The sequence below is a fragment of the Rhizobium ruizarguesonis genome, from assembly GCF_012349115.1.
Taxonomy (GTDB): Bacteria; Pseudomonadota; Alphaproteobacteria; order Rhizobiales; family Rhizobiaceae; genus Rhizobium; species Rhizobium ruizarguesonis.
Genome location: NZ_PQIG01000111.1, coordinates 131,769 through 154,228 on the forward strand (window position 1 = coordinate 131,769; position 22,460 = coordinate 154,228).

Genomic DNA, 22,460 nt, shown 5'->3' on the forward strand with positions numbered 1-22,460 from the left:
CTCCAGTAATTCCGGCAATTCAGAATGCGATCGATCTCAAATACAAGAATCGCCGGGAACCTCATGCGCAACGTCAAGATTTCCACCCGCCTTTACTGCCTCGTCGGATTCACGCTTGCCGTGCTCGCTGCGACGATGGTCTTCTTTCTGAACTATTCCTATTCTGAGCTGGAAGCGGAACGGAAGGCGGGGCTGGCGCAAATGGAGGCGACGGCGCTCGGCATCTTCGACAAATATTACAAGATGGAACAGGCGGGCACGATGACCCGCGAACAGGCGCAGGCGGCCGCCAAGGACGTGATCGGCGCGATGCGCTACGGCGCCGACGGTTATTTCTGGATCAACGACATGCACCCCACCATGGTGATGCACCCGATCAAGCCGCAGCTGAACGGCACCGATATCTCGCAGATGAAGGATCCGACCGGCAAGTTCCTGTTCGTCGAGTTCGTCAACAAGGTGAAGAAGGACGGCAAGGGCTTCGTCGATTATCTTTGGCCGAAGCCGGGCGCCGACCAGCCAGTGCTGAAATATTCCTATGTCGCCGGTTTCGAGCCCTGGGGCTGGATCGTCGGCACCGGTGTCTATGCGGATGACCTTGCCGCGCTCTATCGCCAGAACGCGATGTGGGCCGCGCTGCTCTGCCTGCTCGGGGCCGCCGCGACGATCGCCATCGCCTATGCCATCGTGCGCAGCGTGACGGCGCCGATCGCTCGGTTGAAGGCGGCGATGAACGCGATTGCGGCCGAAGAGGCATCGGTGGAGATCGCCGGCAGCGACCGTCGCGACGAGATCGGCCAGATGGCCAAGGTGCTGCTGGTGCTGCGCGACTCCGTCGACGAGCGTAGTGCGCTACGCGGGCGGGAGGACGAAAGGCAGCGCCAGATCGAAGAAGAGCGCCGCGGCAACGAGGCAAGCCTGCGTTCGGTGTCCGAGCGGCAAACCCAAGCGATGCAGGCGCTCGGCGTCGGCCTTGAGAAGCTCGCGGGCGGCGACCTGACGGTTGCGATCGGCGATATCGGCGAGGATTACGCCAAGCTGAGGGGCGATTTCAACGCCGCCGTCGACGCGCTGAACGGCGTGATCCATGCGATCGCCGAATCGAGCCATGTCGTCAACGAAAGTGCTTCCGACATCAGCGAGGCGACCGGCAACCTGTCGAAGCGTACGGAACAGCAGGCGGCCGCACTCGAAGAGACCGCGGCAGCGCTCGACGAGATCACCGCGACCGTCAAGACCGCATCCGAGCGCGCAAACGAGGCCCGCGAGATGGTCACTGAGACCAAGGCGAGCGCCGGAAAATCCGGCGAGATCGTTCGCAATGCGGTCACCGCGATGGGCCGGATCGAAGAATCCTCCAACCGCATCAGCCAGATCATCTCCGTCATCGACGAGATCGCTTTCCAGACCAACCTGCTGGCGCTGAATGCCGGTGTCGAGGCCGCACGTGCCGGCGAGGCGGGCCGCGGCTTTGCCGTCGTCGCCCAGGAGGTGCGCGAACTCGCCCAGCGTTCCGCCAATGCGGCCAAGGAGATCAAGGCGCTGATCAGCCGCTCGGCGGCCGAAGTCGAGGGCGGCGTGGCGCTGGTGCGCTCGACCGGTGACGCGCTGTTGGAGATCGAGGCGCTGGTCAACCGCGTCAACGATCACGTCGTGTCGATCGCCACGGCGGCGCGCGAGCAGTCGACCGGGCTGAACGAGATCAATAGCTCCGTCAACCATATGGACCAGATGACACAGCAGAACGCCGCCATGGTCGAGGAAACGACGGCGGCAAGCCGCACGCTTGCCGACGAAAGCACCCAGCTGAAAACGCTACTCGCGAATTTCCGCCTGCGCGGCGCCGGGCAACAGGCCGAGGCGAGGTACACCCGGGCCGCGTGAGGAACCGAAAGAAGAGCCGTCCGATGTAACGGCCTCTCACCAAAGTCGGACGGCCCGCGCTTCAGACACTTAGGAAAAAGAGCCGTCGTCACGGCTCTTTTTTATTGACAAGTCTCGTTCTTTAATCGGCCTCGTGCCGAGGACCTGCTGCACTGGCTGTAGATGCTCGAGACAATCCCGAGGATGATGAAAGAGGAGTTGGCCTATTTTGTCAGCAGTCAGAGCTGTTGCAGATCGTCCCCATGCTCCCCCTCGACTATTGACGATCTTCGATTGGCGCAATTCTAAGCTTTTCAGGGAACTATACGTTACGGCAGTTCTTGTTAAAAAGCAGCGGATTCAATCAGTAAGCGAATACCATTGCAATTACTCTGCAAATATGCTTCATTCAGGTTGTGCTTGAGGGACGGGGCATTTCGAAGCTAGCGATAGCTACCGTAACGGAAGCCAACACAATTCTCCAATTTCTCCAAATATCCGAGACCACAGTCCCGGCGGCTTTGGCGTGGCCGCTGCCTGTTCCCCTGCATTGGGGATCGATGAAACCGACCTTTTGCCGCCTGCAGTCGTCCGCATCGAATGCCGCTGCCCTCAATCACTCCGCTGCCGGAAACCTCAAGGGGTTTCCGTCACCGCATTCCAGCTTTGCAACCGAGGGAGGCCCGAAATGGCTCAGAGCAAGCATGGTTCGCCTGTGAGAGGTATGGATAACGTCGCGCAATCGAGTGTTCGCGATCAGAGATTCGGGAGGATGTTCCGCAACCTGCCGTCCGCCGCATTTACCGAAGCGGCGCTCGTCGATCTCGCGAAAACGATGTTCCAGGGGGAGTTCGCGGAGAAGATCAAGGATCACGAGCCCGTCGATGTTGCGCTCAACGAGAGAGAGCCTGAAGACGAAAACCCGGCGATTCCTGCCGGCTTCACCTATTTCGGGCAGTTTCTCGATCATGACATCACCTTCGATCCAGCCTCGTCGCTTGATCGATTCAACGATCCCAATGCCCTGCAGGATTTCCGCACGCCACGTCTCGACCTGGATTCGGTCTATGGCTCAGGCCCGGCCGACCAGCCTTTCCTTTATGACGACGACGAGCTTCACATGCTTCTCGGGACGGACAAGGATTTCGACAAGGCGCGAAACAAGCGCCCCGATCTGCCGAGGAACAACGCCTCGATCCGGCGCGCGCTGCTTGGCGATAAGCGCAATGATGAAAACCTGATCGTCTCGCAACTTCACACCACCTTCCTCAGATTTCACAACAGGGTGGTGGATACACTGGGTACCCGCGATTTCGAGCTCTGTCAGCAGACGGTGCGCTGGCACTACCAGTGGATCGTCCTGCATGATTTCCTGCCCAGGATAATCGGTCAGGAGACTTATGAGCGCGTCATCGTCGGACGAGGCGAAAAGCCTGTCATTCGTTTCTACAATCCGCAGGGCCGGTATGCCTTTATCCCGGTCGAATTCTCGGTCGCAGCTTACCGATATGGCCATACGATGGTGAGGCCGAGCTATTCCCTCAACAGGATCGTGACGAAGGCCAGGCCCGACGAGCAGCCATTCAATGGAAAAATGGCAAAGTTCAACCGCATCCCGATATTCTCCTTGACCGACGTGGCGCAGGAGCCGCTGGCGAATTTGAACGGGTTCCGCGAGCTTCCCGACTTCTGGTCGATCGATTGGGCCTTCTTCTTCGACGGGGTCGCTCCGGATGGAGCGCCGCCCCCGGGCGCCATTCTGCCGCAACCCTCCTACAAGCTCGATACGCTGCTGGTCGATCCGTTGACCAGCCTGCCTGATCATCAGAGGGAGCCGATCAAGATCCGCAGGGCGCTCGCCGCCTTGAACCTTTTGCGCGGCTGGCGCCTCGGACTGCCTTCTGGCCAGGCGGTCGCCCGGCACATGGAAATGGAGGCGCTGTCGGACGAACAGCTGTTCGACAGCGAGGATGCCGACAGGAAGGAGGGGCGTGGCAAATTGCTGACCGATCATCCCGGCAGCTTCAACGGCAACGCGCCGCTCTGGTTCTACATCCTGCGTGAGGCGGAGATAGTAGGGAACAGCCAGCATCTCGGACCGGTCGGCGGCACGATCATTGCCGAGGTCATCGCCGGCCTCATCCGCGAGGATCGCCACTCGTTCCTGGCGCAATGGCCGAAGTGGCGGCCGACATTGCCGAGCGCTGTGGCGGGTCATTTCACCATCGCCGATCTGATCAACTTCACGAACGGGTAGCCGATCTCGCGCAGCGCGAGACTGCGCTGGGCCTCGTGACTCAACCTTGAAAAGGCCGCGAGAGCGGCCTTTTTCGCGTTCATCGCCTTCAGATTGCGCGGGTAAGCTTTCGTTCACCGTTTTTTATTAAATTTGGAGTGAGTTTTTTCGGTCACTGCCCAGCCAGCCTGCGGAAGCGATAAGAGTATGGCGTTTGTTTCCTTTCCTCGGCGAACCCTTTTGCCCGTTATCCTCTCGGCGGCGCTGACGACCTGTTCGATCAGCGACGGACTGGTGCCGCCGGCCAATGTCGACAACGGCACCAGGGTCAGCTCGATCTCGCCGTCGCGGGGGGCAGCGCGCATGGCGCCTGCCGTGCGCATGGCGCCAGTGGAGAGCCAGGCCTCCTATCCGGTTTCCAGCGCGCCCGTCGGCAATAGCCAGGGCTCGGTCGATTATCTCGACACGCCAAACCTTGCCGGCACCGGCCATGCCGCCCAAGCCGCGCCACAGGCGCGGCGGGGCAAGCTGCCGATGATCGACAGCGACGAGGCGTTAGCGCAGCAGAACCAGAACTGGGGCGGCACGCAGGCGCTTGCGATCCCGTCCGGCGGCGTCAACATGGATGACGATCTCGGGGCCGAGCCGGTTGTCGGGCTGGCGCAGGAACAACAGCAACAGATCGCCGAGGGCAATGCCACCGAGCCGGTTGTCGACGGCATCGGTACCGACAATCCGACGCAGCTCAACCAGCCCATGCGCCAGCCCCCACAGCAGCCAATGCCGCAGCCGGCGGCCGAGGCACAGATGAGCCGGGCGCCCGCCTGGAACGACGGCAGCCCTGTGGTGGCGCCGACCCGTGTTCCCGAAGAGGACGAGAGCGAAGAGGTCGCGATGCTGCGGCCGAACAATCCGATGATGAGCGAACCGGCGGCACCCGTCGATCCCAGCGTCATGCCGTCCTCCGAGCTTGCCTGCCGGCGCGAGTTGAAGCGCATGGGCGTCCTCTTCGATGACAAGCCGCCGATTTCGAACGGGCCGGCCTGCCAGGTGCCTTATCCGGTGTCGCTGAAGGGGCTTTCCGGCAATATCGGCGTGCGCCCGGCTGTGACGCTGAACTGCCAGGTGACGCTCGCCTTCGCCAAATGGGTGAAGAACGAACTGGCACCGTCCGCCCGCTATCGCTACTGGAGCGGCATCAAGACGATCCAGCCGCTCGGCGGCTATTCCTGCCGGCGCATGAACAACAGCCGGCAGAAATACAATCCTATGTCGGAACACGCCCGCGGCAACGCCATCGACGTCGGCAAGTTCGTGCTGAAGAACGGCCACGAGATCGACGTGCGCAAGAAGGGCCTGTTCTCGCTGCGCGAGGGGCGGCTGCTGAAGGCGGTGCGCAGCGACAGCTGCCGTTATTTCAACACCGTACTCGGGCCGGGCAGCAACCCGGAGCACTGGAACCACTTCCACTTCGATCTTCGCTCCCGCAAGAGCGGCAAGGCCTATTGCGACTGATGCATGCCACCTAAACCATGCGGCGGATGCTGATGTTGCGGCCGCAATTGGGCCTGGCTGGCAGAAAACGGTTCATCCTCGCCGCAGGGCACGCTATAGATCGGCCAGGCGGATTGCCATTTCGAGAGTTTGATCCCATGAGCTATGATTTCCATGTCGGCCAGAAGGTCGTCTGCATCAACGATACCTTCAAACATGTCAGCATCGACCAGCTCATCCGTAAAGGCGAGATCTATACGATCCGCTGGGTGGGCGAATATACCCATTATATCGACGGCACGTTCATCGGGGTGAAGCTCGCGGAGATCAACCGCGGCAATGATGACGGGCCGGAAGGTTATGGGGCGGCCGACATGCCCTATCGCGCCACGCGTTTCCGGCCGCTGGTGAAGGATAAGATCTCGTCACTGCGCAAGCTGTTGGCGCCGACGCCTGATGCACCTGTCGAGCCGAAAGAAAAAATCAGGAAGAAAGAAAAGGTCTGAGCGCTGGCGCGCCGTATTCTCCTGGTGATCCGCCATTGCTGACCGATACATCCGAAGCAGCGGCTGCACGGCGGCTTCGGGACCACCTATCTTGACATCCAATAGCGAACGTGTTCGTTAGAAACATGTTCGTTATTGGGGTTTGGATATATGGCAAGACAATCCAGGAGCCGGCGGGAGCGGCCGAGCAAACCGGCTTTGAGCCGTGAAGGGGTCATCGCGGCGGCGCTCTCACTCTTCCATGAGGAGGGGCTCGCCAAGGTTACCATGCGGCGCGTGGCTGCCGTGCTCGATACCGGACCGGCCTCGCTTTACGTCTATATCAGCGACACCGAGGACCTTCATGCCGAGATCCTCGATGCGTTGCTCGCGGATGTTGCCGAACCGTCTTCGCCGGCGGACTGGCGCGGTCGGCTGAAGGGCACGCTTCGCGGCTATATCGCGGTGCTTTTCGAGCATCCGGAACTGGCGCGCATGGCGATGTCGACCATGCCCAGCGGGGCGAACTACCTCGCGCTTGTCGAGAAGATCCTGGCGCTGCTGAAAGAGGGTGGGGTACCGGACGGCCAGGCGGCCTGGGCGGTCGATCTGCTTTTGCTTTCTGCGACGGCGCAGGCGGCTGAGAAAGCCGCCTGGAAGGCATCGGCCCGTCCTCCGTCCAACTTTTCCGCGCTGGCGGCGATCATCGAGACTGCTGATGTCGAGACCCTACCGAATATCGTCCGGCACGGTACGGACCTGCTGTCGGGCAGGGGCGACCGGCTGGACTGGGGATTCGATGTCCTGATCAACGGCGTCCTTAAAACGCGGCGCATGGAGACAAAATCATGATCACCATTCTCGGGGCCGGCCTCGGTGGGCTCATTCTCTCGCGCATCCTGCATATTCATGGAGTGGATGTGCGCATCTTCGAAAGCGACACTTCCGCATCGGCGCGGCATCAGGGCGGCATGCTCGACATGCATGTCGAGTCCGGCCAGGCGGCGCTCAGGGCCGCCGGACTTTATGACGCGTTCCGCGCGATCGTGCTTGAGGAGGGGGATGCGTCCCGCGTTCTCGACAAGACGGGCAGGGTGCATTTTTCGGAGGCGGGCAACGGTCTGCGCCCCGAGGTCGATCGCGGCGCATTGCGCGCCATGCTTATCGCATCGCTGCCGGAGGGAATCATCCATTGGGGGCATCGCGCCACCGGCGTCAGCGCCAGTGCCAGTGCAGACGACAGTTACGTCATCGCCTTCGCCAATGATCGCTTGGTCAAGGCGGATGTGCTGATCGGCGCTGACGGCGCATGGTCTAAGGTGAGGCCGCTGCTTGCCGATGTCGAGCCTGTTTATGCCGGACTGTCATTTGTGGAAGCCCGCCTGACCGAGGCGTCTTTCCGGTTTCCTGCCCAGGCGGAAGCTGTCGGGAAGGGGATGATGGCCGCGCTCTCGGATCGCAAGGGCATTCTGGCCCATCGCGAGCCGGGTGACGTGCTCTGCAGCTATGCCGCCTTCGAGGCGCCGATCGAGTGGTCGACAGGCGACTGGTCGAATGGCGGGCGTCTGCGCGAGGACGTGCTGGCGCGTTTCAACGACTGGCATCCCTCGCTCGTCGACCTCATCGCCAGAAGCGAGGCGCCGTTGATTGCAAGGCCGCTTTATGCCTTGCCAGTCGGCCACCGCTGGGAGCGCCGGCCAGGCCTCACGCTGATCGGCGATGCCGCGCATCTGATGTCGCCCTTTGCCGGTGAAGGAGCCAATCTGGCGATGCTCGACGGCGCGGAACTGGCGCAGGCGATCATCGCTCACGGGGAAGATGTCGAGGCAGCACTGGCCTCCTACGAGGCGGCGATGCTTCCCCGCAGCGAAGATGCAGCCGCACAATCGGCTGCGGGCCTCGACATGTGCTTCAACGACCAGGCGCCGCGGCCGCTCGTTGATTTCTTCCAGAGCATGCGTTCGGGCATGGAGGCATGAATGGATGGTGGCGTCTAGGTTGTCTGCCGGCCGACTGGCACGCCGGGCTCGCCGAGATCCCAATAGAGGCCTGCCATCAATGCGAGGCCCTCGCGGGCGATGGAGAGGGGAAGATGCTCGTTCGGCGCATGCTGGGAGCATCCCGGATAAGAATGCGGGACCCAGATCGTCGGCAGGTCCAGGGTCTCGGAGAAGGTGTCGTTCGGCAGCGATGCGCCGAGGTTCGGCAGGATGGCCGGCGTCTTGCCGCTGGTGCGCCTGATCGAGTCGACCGCCCAACCGACCCAGGGATGCTTGGGATCGAGACGCGTCGCGTAGAAAATCTCGTCGCTTGCCTGGGCAATCTGCGCCTGCGGAAAACCATGGCTGTCGAAGTGCCGTCGCAGCGCCGGCAGTATATCCTTCACATCGACTCCGACGACGAAGCGTAGCTGGCAACGCGCCCAGGCGCGCGGCGGGATCGCGCCGACGGGTGTCTTGGGGTTGCCGGCTTCGAAAGCCAGGATCGCGAAGGAGCTCCATGCAAACAGCTTTTCGGCTGGCGTCAGCCCGGGTTCGCCCCAGTTCGGATCGATTTTCGCATCGCCGTCGCCATCCTCTGGGACGCAGTCGGCAAGCACATGCCGGACATTGTCGGGGATCTCTTTCGGACACCATTCCGGGATGCGAATTTCGCCTGACGGGCCGGTGATGCTGGCAAGCGCATGGGCGAGTTGGATTGCAGGATCGGAGAGTAGGCCGCCCCAGTTCCCGGAGTGGTGCCCGCCCTTGCGCGCGTCGATCAATATATCGAAGCTGACGGCGCCGCGGGAACCCAAGAAGATAGTCGGCCGTTCGGCGGTGAGCCGCGGGCCGTCTGAGGCGATCAGAACGTCGGCGCGGAACAATTCCCTGTGCGTGACGGCGAGTTCACGCAGGCCGGGCGATATCCGCTCCTCACCCATCTCGATCAGATATTTGGCGTTGAACCCGAGCTTACCGCGCGTTTCCAGCACGGCCTGGATGGCGCCGATGTTGACGGTGTGCTGCCCCTTGTTGTCGGCGACGCCGCGCCCGTACCATCTGCCGTCACGTTCGATCATCCGCCAGGGCGACAGGCCGTCGTCCCAGGCATCGTCAAGTCCGCGGATCACGTCGCCATGGCCATAACCAAGCACGGTCGGCAGCTTCGGATCCTCGATACGCTCGGCGAAGAGAAAGGGCCAGCCGCCCTCCGTCAACGTGTGGCAGGTAAAGCCGAGCGCCTCGAAAGTCGGCCTGATCTCGGTCTCGATATAATCGAGCAACACCTGCCGGCGATCTGGGTTCTGGCTTTCCGTCGGCATGGCGACTCGGCGCGCCAGATCCGTCCGGAACGATCCGGAATCGAAATAGGTCTCTGCTCTCGCAATGGCGGCGTCGCGGGTCATGCGGAAACATACCATCAAGCCGGATGCATCGAAACGGCCATCTGACCATCGCCCCGGCGACACTGGTCTCTGCCTGAGTTCATCACCGCGACATCAACACCTCCACGACACAATTGTGCGGCTGGATCGCCTGTGCAACAGTTGGTGCGTGAGTTGCCAAGGAGTGGCTGTGAGACCGATTTCGAAAATCCTGGCGCTCTGCGCCATCGTCATCACCATCATGGCAACAGGCGCGGCAGCGGCCGATCCGCTGGTTTTCAGCTATCACGGATGGCAGGTCGATCTCACCAACGCCAAGGGCGCGGAGCCCGACAACGAGATGGTCGCGGCGGTCAAGCGGCAGCTCGATATCGTCGAGCATGTCGACCTGAAACCCGATGTGCTCACCTTCATGCGGATGATCCCGATCTGGGCCAATCCCGCCGCCGCAAAGGCCGGGCCTGGCCATTACAGCAGCAAGACCGGCATCGACCTGCGCGTGAAGGCCCTCGCGTCTGACAAGCCGGTCATCCTGCATGAACTTCTGCATGCCTATCACGACCGAATGCTTCCGGGCGGATTCGGCAATACCGATGTTGCGCAATTCTTCGATATCGGCAAGCGGGTCTGGCCGGGCGATTCCTACATGATGAGCAATGGTCACGAATTCTTCGCGGTCACGGCCAGCGTCTACCTGTTCGGTGACATCGATCGGCCGCCTTATTCGCGCAGCCAGTTGCGGGAGAAGCAGCCACGATACTACCAGTGGCTTGCCACGCTGTTCGACGACGGCCGGCCGCGGTCGTAAGGCCGCAGCCGACACCGCGATACGGATCAGTCCGTCTTCCTGCTCAGAAACAGCGCGGTCTCCCTGCGGACTTCAAGCACGCCGTTGCGTTGGCTGAAGGCATCGGCAACGGCTTGACGGAACTTGGTGAGCTGAAGCTGGCTGGCGCCATCGCCGGGCGGGTAGGAGGTGAGCGCCAGGAATACATCCTCGGGCTCAGTGATCCTCAGGCTTGCCGGATGCTGCGACATGTTCACGTTTCCAAACTGTGACCGCATCAATCGTTCGGCAGCGTCATATCCGAAGGCTTCGGCAGCCGGATCGGATGGGGCATTGCCGAATACGGTCGTCAGCGCGTAGATCTCGCGCATATTGCCGGCGCCGTTGGTTGTGACCGCGAGTAAGCCACCCGGCCTCAGCACTCTTGACATGTCAGCGATGCCCGCGGCCGGGTCGGGCAGGTGATAGAGCATATGCATCGCGACCACGGCATCGAAGGCGCCATCTTCGAAGGGGAGCGCGGCTGCGTCGGCTTGGCAACCCCGGACGGAGCCGAATGGCAGGGTGCTGCAACGCGCCACCGCCTCGTCGACCATGCCTTGCGAAAGGTCGGCGAGCGTCAGGTCAAGATTCTCCGGCAGCAGACCTGCCGTTGCTGCCCGGAACCAGGCCGGTCCGCAGCCGACGTCGAGGACACGATCGCCTGGCTTCAGGGACAACTGCGTTGCAACCCATGGAAACCAGGCCGTCTCGGCGATGGTGTATTGGCTACGCAGTCGAGCCCGCGCGGCGAGCTTCCGGCTGTCGCCATACTGTCCCGCATTGTCTGCTGTTATGGAGGACATGGCATCTCTCCGGGCTTTTTCACGGGCGCCACCTCGCGCTTCCCGGCAGAGCCTATAGAGGGCTCTGTTCCCGGGCAAGACGTGACTTTGCGCAGCGGGTCGGCTGCTCGCACAGCTGCCGTTGAGGATTATCTTGATGTGATGAGTTTGGCCGGAGAAATAAATCGCATCCGATTAAATCGGAATAGTGTTGACATCGGTTATGGTGCGGCGTATTAGAGCGCATCCGATTTAATCGGACGCGTAGCAAATCAAACCGAAAGGATATCACCATGACCGAGAAGCTTCTCTTTACGGGCAAAACCCACATCTCCGGCGGCCGCAACGGCTCCGCACGCAGCAGCGACGGCACGATCGACATCAAACTGCCGCAACCGCATCCGGCTGCCGAAAACCTGTTCGGCATCGCCTGGTCGGCCTGCTATATCGGCGCCATCGAGTTTGCCGCTTCGCAGCGGAAGATCACGCTGCCGGCCGGTCCCGAGGTCGATGCGGAGATCGATCTCAACGTCGATAACGGCTCCTTCTTCCTCAGGGCGCGCCTCAATGTCAGCCTGCCCGGCATTGATCGCGACGTTGCGCAGGAATTGATCGAGGCAGCCCATGGCATCTGCCCTTATTCCAAGGCGACACACGGCAATATCGACGTCGAGACCACACTTGTCTGAGCGGGGAAGGGCGGACCTCACCGCCAGAGGATTTGATGCGGAGGGCCTGCCGATCGGCCGGCAGACCCTTCCTGAGGTAGCAGGCACCGGAACCTTGCCGATCTGGAGAACATGCCATGAACAATAGCCACGCCCAGCCACACCAGGCCTATGACGAGTTTTCGCTCGTGCTCGACCCAGCCGTCTATGAGCCGCTGCCCGAGGATTGGCTGATCGGCATCACCGACGTCGTCAGCTCGACGCTGGCGATCAAGTCGGGACGCTATGAAGATGTCAACTTCGCAGGCGCATCGATCATCGCCGCTCTCGGTAATGCCTGGGGTTCGTTCGATTTCCCCTTCGTGTTTCGTGGAGACGGGGCGGCATTCGCCTTGCCGCCGCACGGCATCATGGCCGCGACCTCGGCGTTGCGGCAGGTCGCGAGCTTTGCAAGAAGCGATCTCGATCTCACCCTTCGTATCGGGCTGCTCACCGTGCGCGAAATCCGCAATAGTGGGCGCGACGTAAGGGTTGCGCGCTATGCGGCTTCGGAAAACGCGACCTATGCGATGTTTGCAGGAGGAGGGCTCAAATGGGCGGAGCAGCAGATCAAGAGCGGCCGGTATCTGGTCAAGCCGGGCCGCTACGCGACGAAGCCGGATCTGACCGGACTGAGCTGCGACTGGACGCCGTTCCCGAGCCAGCGGGGCGAGATCCTGTCGCTGCTGGTCGAGCCGGATGACCATACGAGCCCGGAGGTCTTTGCGGCGCTGGCGAAGCGCGTGCTTGCCGTCTTCGATGCGCCGTCGCACCGGTCTCATCCGGTTCCCGTGGAAATGGCTATCCCCAGGGATATTGCCATGCCCAAAGGCAGCGGGAAGCGTGTCGATGCGAAACGCTGGTCGGAGGTCGCCTCCCATTCGGATTTCCGCAAATTCGATGACGGTTTGCGCCTGACGCTGGACTGCACGCGCGAACAGATTGATAGGGTCGAAACCATGCTTCTTCTGGCAAGGGCGCGCGGTGAGGTGAACTTCGGACTGCACCGCCAATCGCATGCGCTGATGACCTGCCTCGTGCCATCAGGCAGCCCGGATTCGCACCTGCATTTCCTCGACGGAATTGGCGGCGGTTATGCAAGGGCCGCCGAGATGATGGAGGCCGGTGCGCTTGGCGACGTCCAGCATCATGTTCTCTGAGGACCCGTTCAGCTGGCGAGACCGCCTTGACCGCCAAGGGACCTAAGTGGGCGTGCCTGTTTCCCGCATGGCGAGGTTTGCGAGAATTTCAGTGAGCTGAGGCGGCGCCAATTCGGCTTCTTTTTCTATCGCGGTGGCGGTGAACCATCTGAGCTCGGTGTGTTCGTCACCGATCAGTCGCGGACAGCCGTGCCATTTAAGGACGTGATAGACATGGAATGTCGCGGATGCTTCGGGCGGGTCTTCCGAGGTGAACCGTCCTGCAAACTGCCAGAGCTCCGGCGTCACGCCTATTTCTTCGATCAATTCCCGGCACATCGCCGTCTCGGCGTCTTCGCCCTCTTCGATATGGCCGCCCGGGAGGCTCCAGCGATCCGGGTGCACCGTGCGCTCGGAACTGCGCCTGGCCAGGAGAACGGTTCCGTTCTGGCTCAAGACGCCCATCGCGATGTCGGGCATGCATTCTCCTCTGCCTCCTCGATCTCGCGCCGATGCTGCCCGCAGCCACGGCTTTTTGCAATGGCCAGTCGTCCATCGAGACAGTCGAGGCATAGCCTGACCGGGTAGGTTGACCCCCGACGTTGCCCGGGAGCATAGTCCCCGGACAGACGCGAATGACCTGCTGATGCGAACGAGGTCGGTCAGTCGATCTTCGTCCGTTTCCGAACAGATCAAACGGAGAGGAGAGCGTCATGCCACCCACATCCCTATCAACGCCCACGCGGCGCGAGCTGCTTGCCGCCACGGCCGCCGCCGGAGCCATGAGCATGCTTGCCGGGACGCGCAGCGCTGAGGCAAACGGCGACGGGGTGAGCCCCTTCAGCGTCAATTTCCCCGAGGATCAGCTTGACGATCTGCGCCGGCGCGTCGCGGCCACCCGTTGGCCTGACAGGGAGACTGTTGCGGACGATACGCAGGGCGTGCAGCTCGCAACGATCCAGAAACTCGCGAAGCATTGGGCGACGGATTACGACTGGCGCAAGATGGAGGCGCGGCTCAATGCGCTGCCGCAGTTCATCACAGAGATCGACGGGCTGGATATCCACTTCATTCACGTGCGCTCCCAGCATAAAAATGCGCTGCCGTTGATCGTCACACATGGATGGCCTGGTTCGATCATCGAGCAGTTGAAGATCATCGAACCGCTCACCGATCCGACAGCGCATGGCGGGAGCGAAGAGGACGCATTTGACGTGGTGATCCCGTCTTTGCCGGGCTACGGCTTTTCCGGGAAACCGACGGGGTCGGGGAACTGGAACCCGCCGCGTATCGCGCACGCCTGGGTGACGCTGATGCAACGTCTCGGCTACACGAAGTTCGTGGCGCAGGGTGGCGACTGGGGCAACGCGGTGACCGAATTGATGGCGGTGCAGGAGCCGCCGGGATTGCTCGGCATCCATACGAACATGGCGGCCACGGTTCCGGCTGACATCGCCAAGGCTCTTGCCGCCGGCGGCATGCCGCCAGCCGACCTGTCACCGGACGAAAGGCGCGCCTTCGATCAGCTCGACGATTTCTACAAGAATGGGCTGGGCTATGCGATCGAGATGAACAACCGGCCGCAGACGCTCTACGGGATTGTCGACTCGCCGGTCGGGCTTGCGTCGTGGATGCTCGATCACGACATCCGCAGTTACCGGATGATTGCCCGCGTTTTCGACGGAGAGCCCGAGGGGCTGACGAAGGACGATATCCTCGACAACGTCACGCTCTACTGGCTGACGAACACCGCAATCTCCTCGGCACGCCTCTATTGGGACAACGCGCACCATCCGTCGGGCGGGTTCTTCGACCCCAGGGGCATCAAGATCCCAGTGGCGGTCAGTGCTTTTCCCGATGAGATCTACCAGGCGCCGCAGAGCTGGGCGGAGAAGGCCTATCCGAAGCTCATCCACTACAACCGGCTGCCGAAGGGCGGCCACTTCGCCGCCTGGGAACAGCCGATGGCTTTCACTGCCGAGCTCCGGACTGCGTTCCGGCCGCTACGGCAGTAGACCCAGGCGGGATCAGGCGACTGAGGCCGCGATCACGATTTCTCCGGTTCGCCCTGAGTTGACCGCAGCAGGTTGTCGCGCAGCGTCGTCACCGATTTCTGCACGACGGGAAAGTCGTCGCCGAGGCCGATGGCGCCAAGCAGCGCGTTGCCGGGATCGGTTTCAACGAGTTGGCGTCCTGCCGGCGTCAGGCTGACCCGCACCTGCCGTTCGTCGGCAGGATCGCGGTGACGGGTGATAAAACCATTCGACTCCAGCTTCTTGAGGATGGGCGTCAGCGTGTTGGATTCGAGGAACATCTTTTCCCCCAACACCCCGACGGTCTGGTCGTCCTCTTCGGAGAGAGCCACCATGGCGATGTATTGGGTATAGGTCAGGCCAAGCTCGTCCAGGATCGGCTTATAGGCGCGGCCGAAGGCGAGATTTGCCGAATAGACCGCGAAGCACAGGAAATTCGAAAGTTTCCTGCCTTCCTTGCCCGCTGGCGGGGAGGCGGGCGCAGGCATATCCGGCCCCTTAGCTGCTTTAGATGTCGGCATCGGTCCATCCTGTCCAAGCTTTCTGACGATGACATCTATATATATCGCATCCGATTAAATCGCAATAGTGTCGAAGTCGGTTTTCGATCCTGCCGTTTGTGGTGACTCGACAAAGATCAGCGGAAACTCCTGGGAGGCTTCCCATACTTCTTGCGAAAAGCGGTCGCGAAATGGGCGGAGTCGGAGAATCCGATTTCAAAGGCGATCGCCGTCATGGGCAGTGTGCTGTTTTCGACTAGAAACCGGCCATAGCGCAATCTCGTCTCGACGATAAAACGCTTCGGGGTCATGCCGATATTGTCCTGGAACAGACGCGCGAACTGGCGTGGTGACAGGCCGACCAGAGAGGCCACCTGTTCCGGTGAGACATCGCGGCCTTTCCGACTCTCGACGAGAACGACGGCTCGCTGAATACGCGAATCTTCTGCGCGGCGAAATGTTGTGGCGCGGCCGTGATCGAAGGCGCTCATGTGCTTCTGCTCCGAGAGCGAAAGCTGGTGCACGGCCTTGGCCGCCCGATCCGGTCCGCAATGCGTGCGGATGAGCTCCGTCATCAGCGACAGGATCGATACGCCGCCAGGCACGGTAATGCGGCCGTTTTCGATCAGGAAGTCATCGCGCGTGGAGAAGGCAAGACGCGGGAAGGCAATCCGGAAATCCTCCGCGTGAAAGGGATGAACGCACGCCTTGCGCCCCGCGAGCAGTCCCTCCTGCGCCATTACGAAGGCGCCCGTACACACACCAATGACCGGAACACCCGCCGATGCCGCCACCCTGAGATAGTCGCGATGCTTGCTAGGTGCGGCGCGCAGATGTGGCAGGAGGCCACCGATAACCACGACGTAGTCGAAGTCGGTCGGGTTAATGTAGGGCGCATCGGCGTGGACCCGGATGCCGCAGCTGGCGACCGCTGCCTGGCCCGGAGCCCCCATGATCGACCAGCGACAATGTAGTGGACGGGAATTGTCGGCAAAGTCCGCCGCATGCCTGAGAGGCTCGACGATACCCGTCAGCGACATCATCGGGAATGTCGGCCAGAGGAGAATGCCGACCGAGAGATCGGCCTTTCGGTCGCGTGCGACCAGAAGCCGCTCGGCCCAAAGATCGTCGAGCCAGCGCACATAGTCCGGCTCGTTGGCAGATATTTCGGAAGGTTCCTCGGATGTGATCATGGCGCATGGCAATGATAGAACAACCATGTCCTTTTTTCAAAGAAAATGTCCGATTTATAAAATTCAGCGGCAGTCTTCAGTGTCAAGTTTCCTCTCGTCGAACGCGACATCCGGGGACAGAAACCACCGGACCGGGGAACCAACAAATCAAGGATCAGAACAATGGCACTTTCTCTTTCGAGAAGGATGGTGACGTGCGCTCTGCTGGCAGGCAGCTTCATGTCCCTTTCATCTATCGCCAATGCTTTCGAACTTGCCGAGCAGGGCAAGCTGACGGTTGCCTTCACCGGCGACATGCCCGGCTCCGGCTGGCAGGACGGGAAGCTGGTAGGCTATGACGGTGAAATCATGCAGCGCATTGCCGACAAGCTCGGCCTCAAGATTCAGCCTGCGCTCATGGAATGGTCGGGTACGATCGCCTCCGTTCAGTCAGGCCGCGTCGACGTCATGCTCGGCACCATGGGCTGGACCGAAAAGCGTACCAAGATCATGACGCTCTCCGAGCCGATCCACTACTTCAAGAACGGCATCATGCAATCGACGAAGACGAACTGGGACAAGCTCTCTGATCTGGAAGGCAAGAAGATCGGCACGATCACCGGCTTTTCGTTCGTCTCGGAATTGAAGAGCATCAAAGATCTCCAACTCTCGCTCTACGACACTTCCGATGCGGCCGTGCGCGATCTTATCGCCGGGCGCATCGACGCTGTCATCGGCGATCCGCCGGTGATCTCCTACGCCATCAAGCAGAACCCCGATTGGAATATGCACTTCCTCGCCTTCACCGATAACAGTCCGGATTTTCCGCTGCTGACCGGTCTCGGCCAGGTCGTCTATGGCCTCAACCAGAAGAACGACGATTTGCGCCAGAAGATGGACGCCATCATCGCCGACATGTGGAAGACTTGCGAGATGAAGGAAATCGGCGCCCGCTACGGATTGTCGTCGGATGTCTGGTTCAAGCCTGTGGGTCAAAACTTCCGCGCCGGCGTCGATCGCCCCGCAGATTACAAGCTGCCGTCCTGCGCAGCTGGCGGCTGAACGAGCGTGCGGACGGAAGCTGCAATCGGCGGCTTTCGTCCACCCTCTTCGCCAAGATATAATCGCATAAGGAAACGGCGATGAATGCGCTTCTGAGCGTTGCGGGCCTGCGCAAGAGCTATGGTCCTATCGAAGTTCTCAAGGGCATCGATTTCGATGTCGCACCAGGTGAGAAGATTGCCCTGATCGGCCCATCCGGGTCTGGGAAATCCACCTGTCTGCGCTGCATGAATTTTCTGGAAAAGCCCAGTGCCGGCGAGATCCGCCTCGACGGCGAGCGGATCGGCGTGCGCAACGGCCAGGTCATGAGCGACCGGCAACTTGCACCGCAGCGCGCCGAGATGGGCATGGTCTTCCAGCTCTTCAATCTCTGGCCGCATCTGTCGGTGACGGAAAACGTGGCGATTGCGGCGCGCAAGGTCCGCGGCCTGGCTGCTGCCGAGGCACGCGAACTGGCTTTGGAGATGCTGGCCAAAGTCCATATGACGCACCGCGCTGAAGCCTCACCACTCGAGCTGTCCGGCGGCCAGCGACAGCGCGTCGCGATTGCGCGGGCGCTTGCCCAGAAGCCAAAGCTCATGCTGTTCGACGAGCCGACATCGGCACTCGATCCCGAACTGGTTCAGGAGGTTCTGAAAGTGATGGAGGAGCTGGCAGACGAAGGACGCACGATGCTGATCGTCACGCACGAGATCGCGTTTGCGCGCGACATTGCCGACCGCGTTCTGTTTCTTGACGGCGGCACCATCGTCGAAGCCGGCCCGGCCCGCCAGGTCATAACCGCTCCCCGCGAGGCGCGCACGCAAGCGTTTCTCAACAAGATTCGGCACTAGGCGCGTCATGATTGGATTTTCCGTATTCTTCTCGGTCGTCCAAGGGCTCGTCGCCGGACTTGGCGTAACCGTTTTCGTCACGATCGCCTCGCTGGCGCTCGCAGCCACTTTGGGGTTCTTTCTCGCTCTGCTCAGGCAATTTGCAGGGATCAAGTTCATCAATCTCGCGATCGATGCCTGCTGCGAAATCCTCTGCAATGTGCCGGCCTTGACGCATCTCTTTATCCTCTACTTCGGGCTTGCCAGCCTCGGCGTGAAATTGACGTCGATCACGGCGGCCGTCCTGGGCCTCGGGCTGATCGGTGCAGCGATCACCTGCGCAATCTTTCGCGCCGGTTTCGCCGCGCTGCCTGGCGGGCAGGCGGAGGCGGCGCTTGCCGCAGGGCTGACCCCGCTCCAGACGATCTTTGAGATCCTGACGCCACAGGCCATGCGGATAGCGCTTCCGGGGCTCGGGAACTACGCGGTGCAGCTTCTCAAGGATACATCCGTCGTCTCGGCCATTGCGGCGCCGGAAATCATGTTCTTTGCCCGTTCAATGGTGACGTCGTCCTTCCAGACAACAATGATCTACGCGACGGCGGCGGCACTCTATCTGTTGCTGAGCTTGCCATTGATGCAGGCAACGCAGTTCCTCGAAAGACGTTACGGGAGATTGAAAGGATGAGTGCTTTCCTGGCGCCCTATGGCGATTATGGTGCCGAATGGCTGCCTCTGCTGCTGCGGGCGATGATGAATACGGCGCTGCTTTCCGTTTGTGCCTTTGCCCTGGCCTTCGTTTTCGGCCTGCTGCTTTCGCTCTGCCAGAAATCCAGTTTCGCAGCGCTGCGGTATTTTGCGGCTCTTTATGTGACGATCGTGCGGGGCGTGCCGTTATTGGCGGTTCTGTTTCTGCTTTATTTCGGCTTGCCGGGCATCGGGGTCGTCTTCGATGCTTTCGGTGCGGCGATCGCCGGCCTGGCGTTGTGTTTCGCGGCCCAGGTCGCAGAGCTTTTCCGCGCCGGTCTGAAGGCTATACCGGCCGGGCAGAGCGAGGCAGCGCTGGCCGCGGGCTTCACCCCGGCCCAGAGCTTCGTCTGGATCATCCTGCCGCAGGTCGCGCGTGTCATCCTGGCGCCGATGATCATCACCTTCGTCTCGCTGCTCAAGGATTCTTCGCTCGCTTCGCTGATTACCGTCGACGAACTTGTGCTCACGGGGCGGTCAATGGCGACGGAGTATTTCCTTCCCTTGCAAATCTACGTTGCCGTCGGGCTCTGCTATTTCGCGATAGCCTGGCCGTTCTCGGTCCTCTCGCGCCGGCTAGCCCTTCCGGCCGCCCGCTAACTCGTCATCACAAGGCCAAGATCATGACCACTGAAACGACCGTTGCCACGGGCAACGCACGTCGGCATGCAACGCAATCGCATGAACCTCGCTGGCCGGTGATCCTCATGACGCCCGATGTCAGCGAGGCGCCCGATGTTCCGACCGAGACGGAGTATGTGGTGCGCGCCAACTATGCGGATGCCATAGCCGAGGCAGGGGGATTTCCTTTGATCTTGCCTTACAACACCCGGAACCTGGTATCGGCGTTGGCACTCGCCGATGGAATTGTCCTTACCGGTGCGCGGCCAGGGACCGAGGTGACAGGCGCGCGCAGGCAGTTCGAGATTCAGCTGGTCGAGCAGGCCTTGAAAACGGGCAAGCCGCTTCTCGGCATATGCCACGGCATGCAACTGATCGGTGAATGCCTTGGGGGCGAATTTCAAACCGAGCTGCCGGCCGCCGCCGTATCCCACATCCCGCAAGATATCCCCGACGTTTTGGCGCACGAGATCATCGTCGAGCAAGGCAGCGTGCTGACCGATTGGGTAGGGAGGGGGCCGGCGCGCGTCAACAGCCTGCACCGGCATGCTTTGGCCGGCCAAGGACGCTTCCGTGTCGCCGCGCGGGCGCCGGACGGAACCATCGAAGCATTCGAAGGGGACACGGACGGCTTTTGCCTCGGCATCCAGTGGCACCCCGAATACCGGCTGACGGAACTCGACAAGAATATCATGAGGGCCTTCGTCGACCGCAGCGCAGAAGCAGCAGTCCGCAAGGCACGCGATGCTTCATCGGCTGGAAGCAATCGTGTGCGCGAACGGCTGGCACAGCTTGAGCTTGCTCTGCCGGAAGCATCCTTGCCGCCAGGCGCATTTTCCGGGGCTGTGCGGACCGGCAATATCATCACCGTTTCAGGTCAGGTGCCGCTGAAGGATGGTGTGGTGCTGCGGACAGGACATCTCGGAGCATGCGTCTCCATCGAAGAGGGGCGAGAATGCGCCCGCTGGGCGCTTCTCAATGCGCTTGCGCAGCTGGAGGGGGCTGCGGGCGGCTTTGACAACATCCTGGGCTTCGTCCGGCTTGCGGGCTATGTCGCGGCGGATGCCGCTTTCGAGCGCCACGGCGCCGTCATAGATGGCGCTTCGGAACTACTCCGAGAGCTTTTCCCGGATCGATGGGCGCATGCCCGCATCGCGATCGGCGTAACATCTCTGCCGCGCGGGGTTCCCGTTGAGGTCGAGTTGACGGCCGTTGTCGGCGACGAGGCTTGAGATGGCGCGTGTTGCGGTGATCGGCGCCGGCGTCATCGGCGTATCGTCGGCCTATCTTCTGGCCCGGGCGGGGCATGATGTGACACTTATCGATGCGGCAAGCGAGCCGGGCATGGGGGCGAGCGCCGGCAATGCCGCGCAGCTGTCTTGGGCCTACGGTGACGCAATGGCATCACCAGCCCTGCTGAAACATCTGCCAGCCATTGCGATGGGCCGCGATCCAGCCTTCCGGATCCACTGGCAACTCGATCGGGACTTTCTGTGCTGGGGGCTGAAATTCCTTGCCAATACCCCGTTCAGATGTTGGTGGAACAATACAGAGGAGATCCTGCGCCTTGCCGAGCAATCCCGTCACGAGCTCGCGATCCTGCTTAAGGAAACCGATATCGAATTCGACTATCGTGTCGCCGGAAAACTGCACCTCTATGCCGACCGGCAAAGTTTTGCTGCCGCCGATTCCAGTGTCGCGCGCAAGAATGCTCTCGGCTTCGAACAGCGCCTGCTGACGCGGGGGGAGGCGGAAGACGTCGAGCCTGCGCTCGCCGTATATCAGGGAGAGATTGCCGGCGCCGTTTATACACCCAGTGATGCCCTCGGCGATGCGGCCGGATTTTGCCGCCAGCTCACCACCTGGATGATCGAGCGTCGGCAGGTGTCGGTGCTTTTCGGCGGGAGGGTCTCGAGCTTCCTCCAAACGGAAGGCGTGCTGACAGGGCTGAGGTTCGAGGACCGCGACGAGCTTCGCGTCGACGCAGCCATCGTCGCCGCAGGACCGGAGATCCGTTCCCTCATATCCGATTTACCTGAAGTCCGGGACATACGCCCCGTCAGAGGCTACTCGCTCACCGTTCGAAGAACTGGACTTGCACCAAGTATCAGCCTGACAGACGTCAAGCGAAAGCTTGCCTTTGCGGCCATCGGCGACCGTTTTCGTGTCGCCGGACTGGCAGACATCGAGCGTCCCGGGGCCGGTTTTGATGCCAGACGTTTCGACACACTCAAGCTGGCCGCGTCCGCGGTGCTGCCCGACCTTTTCGAGCGATCGGACGAACTGATGAGATGGTCGGGCGAGAGGCCGATGACTCCGACCTCCAAGCCCGTTATCGCCGCCTCCCGACGTATCAAAGGTCTCTACATCAATGCCGGTCACGGCATGCTGGGTTGGACACTCGCATTGGGCTCTGCCCGCTGCGTGGTCGATCTCTTTCAATAAGTCGGTGGCTGGCGCCCGGGCTTACAGTTGCTGATGCTCTTCAATCCGCCGCAGCGTTCCGGCAGAGGCTGCCGGGACTTCGCTCAATTCATACCTCTTCACATCCATCTGATCGTTCCGGATCAAATCCGGAACGAAGTGAGTCAGAACTCATCACCAAATGGAA

Annotated in this window: 21 protein-coding genes; 16 read left to right on the plus strand and 5 right to left on the minus strand. The window is 61.4% G+C overall.

Annotated features, from left to right (window positions below):
• Positions 1-63 precede the first annotated feature (63 nt).
• The 6 genes from C3Y91_RS30380 (at position 64) to C3Y91_RS30405 (ending at position 8,057) form a co-directional block, all read left to right on the plus strand.
• Entirely contained in the window at positions 64-1,884 is a 1,821-nt protein-coding gene (locus C3Y91_RS30380) for a methyl-accepting chemotaxis protein (RefSeq protein ID WP_168576148.1), read from the plus strand.
• A gap of 667 nt (positions 1,885-2,551) precedes the next feature.
• The gene (locus tag C3Y91_RS30385; RefSeq protein WP_246780240.1) at positions 2,552-4,120 is read left to right on the plus strand and encodes a peroxidase family protein; all 1,569 of its coding nucleotides are present in this window, start codon (positions 2,552-2,554) and stop codon (positions 4,118-4,120) included.
• A 186-nt stretch (positions 4,121-4,306) separates the two neighbouring features.
• Complete coding sequence (locus C3Y91_RS30390) at positions 4,307-5,614, plus strand: extensin-like domain-containing protein (protein WP_018074499.1); 1,308 nt, start codon at positions 4,307-4,309, stop codon at positions 5,612-5,614.
• Positions 5,615-5,751: 137 nt separating this feature from the next.
• Entirely contained in the window at positions 5,752-6,099 is a 348-nt protein-coding gene (locus C3Y91_RS30395) for a CAP-Gly domain-containing protein (protein ID WP_012757920.1), read from the plus strand.
• Between the two features lie 150 nt (positions 6,100-6,249).
• A complete protein-coding gene (locus tag C3Y91_RS30400) occupies positions 6,250-6,930 on the plus strand; it encodes a TetR/AcrR family transcriptional regulator (RefSeq protein ID WP_168576149.1) in 681 nt (226 codons plus the stop codon).
• On the plus strand, positions 6,927-8,057 hold the full coding sequence (locus C3Y91_RS30405) for an FAD-dependent oxidoreductase (RefSeq protein ID WP_130692034.1): 1,131 nt from the start codon (positions 6,927-6,929) through the stop codon (positions 8,055-8,057). Before C3Y91_RS30400 ends, C3Y91_RS30405 begins: the two co-directional genes overlap by 4 nt.
• A gap of 14 nt (positions 8,058-8,071) precedes the next feature.
• Here the strand turns inward: C3Y91_RS30405 and C3Y91_RS30410 are convergent, their stop codons facing one another.
• The gene (locus C3Y91_RS30410) at positions 8,072-9,466 is read right to left on the minus strand and encodes a M20 family metallopeptidase (protein WP_024322160.1); all 1,395 of its coding nucleotides are present in this window, start codon (positions 9,464-9,466) and stop codon (positions 8,072-8,074) included.
• 169 nt (positions 9,467-9,635) lie between these two features.
• On the opposite strand from C3Y91_RS30410, the gene C3Y91_RS30415 reads away from it, so the two are divergent.
• Positions 9,636-10,253 carry a hypothetical protein gene (locus tag C3Y91_RS30415; RefSeq protein WP_168576150.1) on the plus strand — a complete coding sequence of 206 codons (618 nt, stop codon included), beginning with the start codon at positions 9,636-9,638 and terminating at the stop codon, positions 10,251-10,253.
• 26 nt (positions 10,254-10,279) lie between these two features.
• Here the strand turns inward: C3Y91_RS30415 and C3Y91_RS30420 are convergent, their stop codons facing one another.
• A complete protein-coding gene (locus tag C3Y91_RS30420; protein WP_130760812.1) occupies positions 10,280-11,077 on the minus strand; it encodes a class I SAM-dependent methyltransferase in 798 nt (265 codons plus the stop codon).
• A gap of 272 nt (positions 11,078-11,349) precedes the next feature.
• On the opposite strand from C3Y91_RS30420, the gene C3Y91_RS30425 reads away from it, so the two are divergent.
• Positions 11,350-11,745, plus strand: coding sequence for an Ohr family peroxiredoxin (locus C3Y91_RS30425; protein WP_024322159.1), 396 nt, complete (start codon positions 11,350-11,352; stop codon positions 11,743-11,745).
• A gap of 116 nt (positions 11,746-11,861) precedes the next feature.
• On the plus strand, positions 11,862-12,923 hold the full coding sequence (locus C3Y91_RS30430) for a DUF3095 family protein (RefSeq protein WP_130692028.1): 1,062 nt from the start codon (positions 11,862-11,864) through the stop codon (positions 12,921-12,923).
• A gap of 42 nt (positions 12,924-12,965) precedes the next feature.
• Here the strand turns inward: C3Y91_RS30430 and C3Y91_RS30435 are convergent, their stop codons facing one another.
• Positions 12,966-13,382 (minus strand): NUDIX hydrolase, encoded by a 417-nt coding sequence (locus tag C3Y91_RS30435; RefSeq protein WP_168576151.1) that lies wholly within the window; start codon positions 13,380-13,382, stop codon positions 12,966-12,968.
• A 233-nt stretch (positions 13,383-13,615) separates the two neighbouring features.
• Between C3Y91_RS30435 and C3Y91_RS30440 the strand changes: the two genes are divergently transcribed.
• A complete protein-coding gene (locus C3Y91_RS30440; protein WP_018074509.1) occupies positions 13,616-14,917 on the plus strand; it encodes an epoxide hydrolase family protein in 1,302 nt (433 codons plus the stop codon).
• Positions 14,918-14,949: 32 nt separating this feature from the next.
• On the opposite strand, the gene C3Y91_RS30445 is transcribed toward C3Y91_RS30440, so the two are convergent.
• Together C3Y91_RS30445 and C3Y91_RS30450 are read right to left on the minus strand one after the other, a co-directional pair.
• Positions 14,950-15,423: a MarR family winged helix-turn-helix transcriptional regulator gene (locus C3Y91_RS30445; RefSeq protein ID WP_018074510.1), complete on the minus strand. Its 474-nt coding sequence runs from the start codon at positions 15,421-15,423 to the stop codon at positions 14,950-14,952.
• A 149-nt stretch (positions 15,424-15,572) separates the two neighbouring features.
• Positions 15,573-16,628, minus strand: a complete 1,056-nt coding sequence (locus tag C3Y91_RS30450) for a GlxA family transcriptional regulator (RefSeq protein WP_130760811.1) — start codon at positions 16,626-16,628, stop codon at positions 15,573-15,575.
• Between the two features lie 162 nt (positions 16,629-16,790).
• On the opposite strand from C3Y91_RS30450, the gene C3Y91_RS30455 reads away from it, so the two are divergent.
• The 6 genes from C3Y91_RS30455 (at position 16,791) to C3Y91_RS30480 (ending at position 22,294) form a co-directional block, all read left to right on the plus strand.
• A complete protein-coding gene (locus tag C3Y91_RS30455) occupies positions 16,791-17,669 on the plus strand; it encodes an ABC transporter substrate-binding protein (protein ID WP_018074512.1) in 879 nt (292 codons plus the stop codon).
• A gap of 80 nt (positions 17,670-17,749) precedes the next feature.
• A complete protein-coding gene (locus C3Y91_RS30460) occupies positions 17,750-18,502 on the plus strand; it encodes an amino acid ABC transporter ATP-binding protein (RefSeq protein ID WP_168576152.1) in 753 nt (250 codons plus the stop codon).
• Between the two features lie 7 nt (positions 18,503-18,509).
• Positions 18,510-19,169, plus strand: coding sequence for an amino acid ABC transporter permease (locus tag C3Y91_RS30465; RefSeq protein WP_018074514.1), 660 nt, complete (start codon positions 18,510-18,512; stop codon positions 19,167-19,169).
• On the plus strand, positions 19,166-19,828 hold the full coding sequence (locus tag C3Y91_RS30470; RefSeq protein WP_018074515.1) for an amino acid ABC transporter permease: 663 nt from the start codon (positions 19,166-19,168) through the stop codon (positions 19,826-19,828). The genes C3Y91_RS30465 and C3Y91_RS30470 overlap by 4 nt, the downstream gene beginning before the upstream one ends.
• Positions 19,829-19,851: 23 nt before the next feature.
• A complete protein-coding gene (locus tag C3Y91_RS30475) occupies positions 19,852-21,081 on the plus strand; it encodes an Atu1372/SO_1960 family protein (RefSeq protein ID WP_130664744.1) in 1,230 nt (409 codons plus the stop codon).
• A gap of 1 nt (position 21,082) precedes the next feature.
• A complete protein-coding gene (locus tag C3Y91_RS30480; protein WP_130655760.1) occupies positions 21,083-22,294 on the plus strand; it encodes an FAD-dependent oxidoreductase in 1,212 nt (403 codons plus the stop codon).
• Positions 22,295-22,460 lie beyond the last annotated feature (166 nt).

Coding starts and splice junctions, on each gene's coding strand:
- C3Y91_RS30475 (WP_130664744.1), top strand. CDS start 19,852: ATGACCACTGAAACGACCGTTGCCACGGGCAACGCACGTCGGCATGCA.
- C3Y91_RS30440 (WP_018074509.1), top strand. CDS start 13,616: ATGCCACCCACATCCCTATCAACGCCCACGCGGCGCGAGCTGCTTGCC.
- C3Y91_RS30470 (WP_018074515.1), top strand. CDS start 19,166: ATGAGTGCTTTCCTGGCGCCCTATGGCGATTATGGTGCCGAATGGCTG.
- C3Y91_RS30380 (WP_168576148.1), top strand. CDS start 64: ATGCGCAACGTCAAGATTTCCACCCGCCTTTACTGCCTCGTCGGATTC.
- C3Y91_RS30390 (WP_018074499.1), top strand. CDS start 4,307: ATGGCGTTTGTTTCCTTTCCTCGGCGAACCCTTTTGCCCGTTATCCTC.
- C3Y91_RS30425 (WP_024322159.1), top strand. CDS start 11,350: ATGACCGAGAAGCTTCTCTTTACGGGCAAAACCCACATCTCCGGCGGC.
- C3Y91_RS30385 (WP_246780240.1), top strand. CDS start 2,552: ATGGCTCAGAGCAAGCATGGTTCGCCTGTGAGAGGTATGGATAACGTC.
- C3Y91_RS30450 (WP_130760811.1), bottom strand. CDS start 16,628: ATGATCACATCCGAGGAACCTTCCGAAATATCTGCCAACGAGCCGGAC.
- C3Y91_RS30455 (WP_018074512.1), top strand. CDS start 16,791: ATGGCACTTTCTCTTTCGAGAAGGATGGTGACGTGCGCTCTGCTGGCA.
- C3Y91_RS30480 (WP_130655760.1), top strand. CDS start 21,083: ATGGCGCGTGTTGCGGTGATCGGCGCCGGCGTCATCGGCGTATCGTCG.
- C3Y91_RS30430 (WP_130692028.1), top strand. CDS start 11,862: ATGAACAATAGCCACGCCCAGCCACACCAGGCCTATGACGAGTTTTCG.
- C3Y91_RS30420 (WP_130760812.1), bottom strand. CDS start 11,077: ATGTCCTCCATAACAGCAGACAATGCGGGACAGTATGGCGACAGCCGG.
- C3Y91_RS30395 (WP_012757920.1), top strand. CDS start 5,752: ATGAGCTATGATTTCCATGTCGGCCAGAAGGTCGTCTGCATCAACGAT.
- C3Y91_RS30465 (WP_018074514.1), top strand. CDS start 18,510: ATGATTGGATTTTCCGTATTCTTCTCGGTCGTCCAAGGGCTCGTCGCC.
- C3Y91_RS30435 (WP_168576151.1), bottom strand. CDS start 13,382: ATGCCCGACATCGCGATGGGCGTCTTGAGCCAGAACGGAACCGTTCTC.
- C3Y91_RS30410 (WP_024322160.1), bottom strand. CDS start 9,466: ATGACCCGCGACGCCGCCATTGCGAGAGCAGAGACCTATTTCGATTCC.
- C3Y91_RS30400 (WP_168576149.1), top strand. CDS start 6,250: ATGGCAAGACAATCCAGGAGCCGGCGGGAGCGGCCGAGCAAACCGGCT.
- C3Y91_RS30405 (WP_130692034.1), top strand. CDS start 6,927: ATGATCACCATTCTCGGGGCCGGCCTCGGTGGGCTCATTCTCTCGCGC.
- C3Y91_RS30445 (WP_018074510.1), bottom strand. CDS start 15,423: ATGCCTGCGCCCGCCTCCCCGCCAGCGGGCAAGGAAGGCAGGAAACTT.
- C3Y91_RS30460 (WP_168576152.1), top strand. CDS start 17,750: ATGAATGCGCTTCTGAGCGTTGCGGGCCTGCGCAAGAGCTATGGTCCT.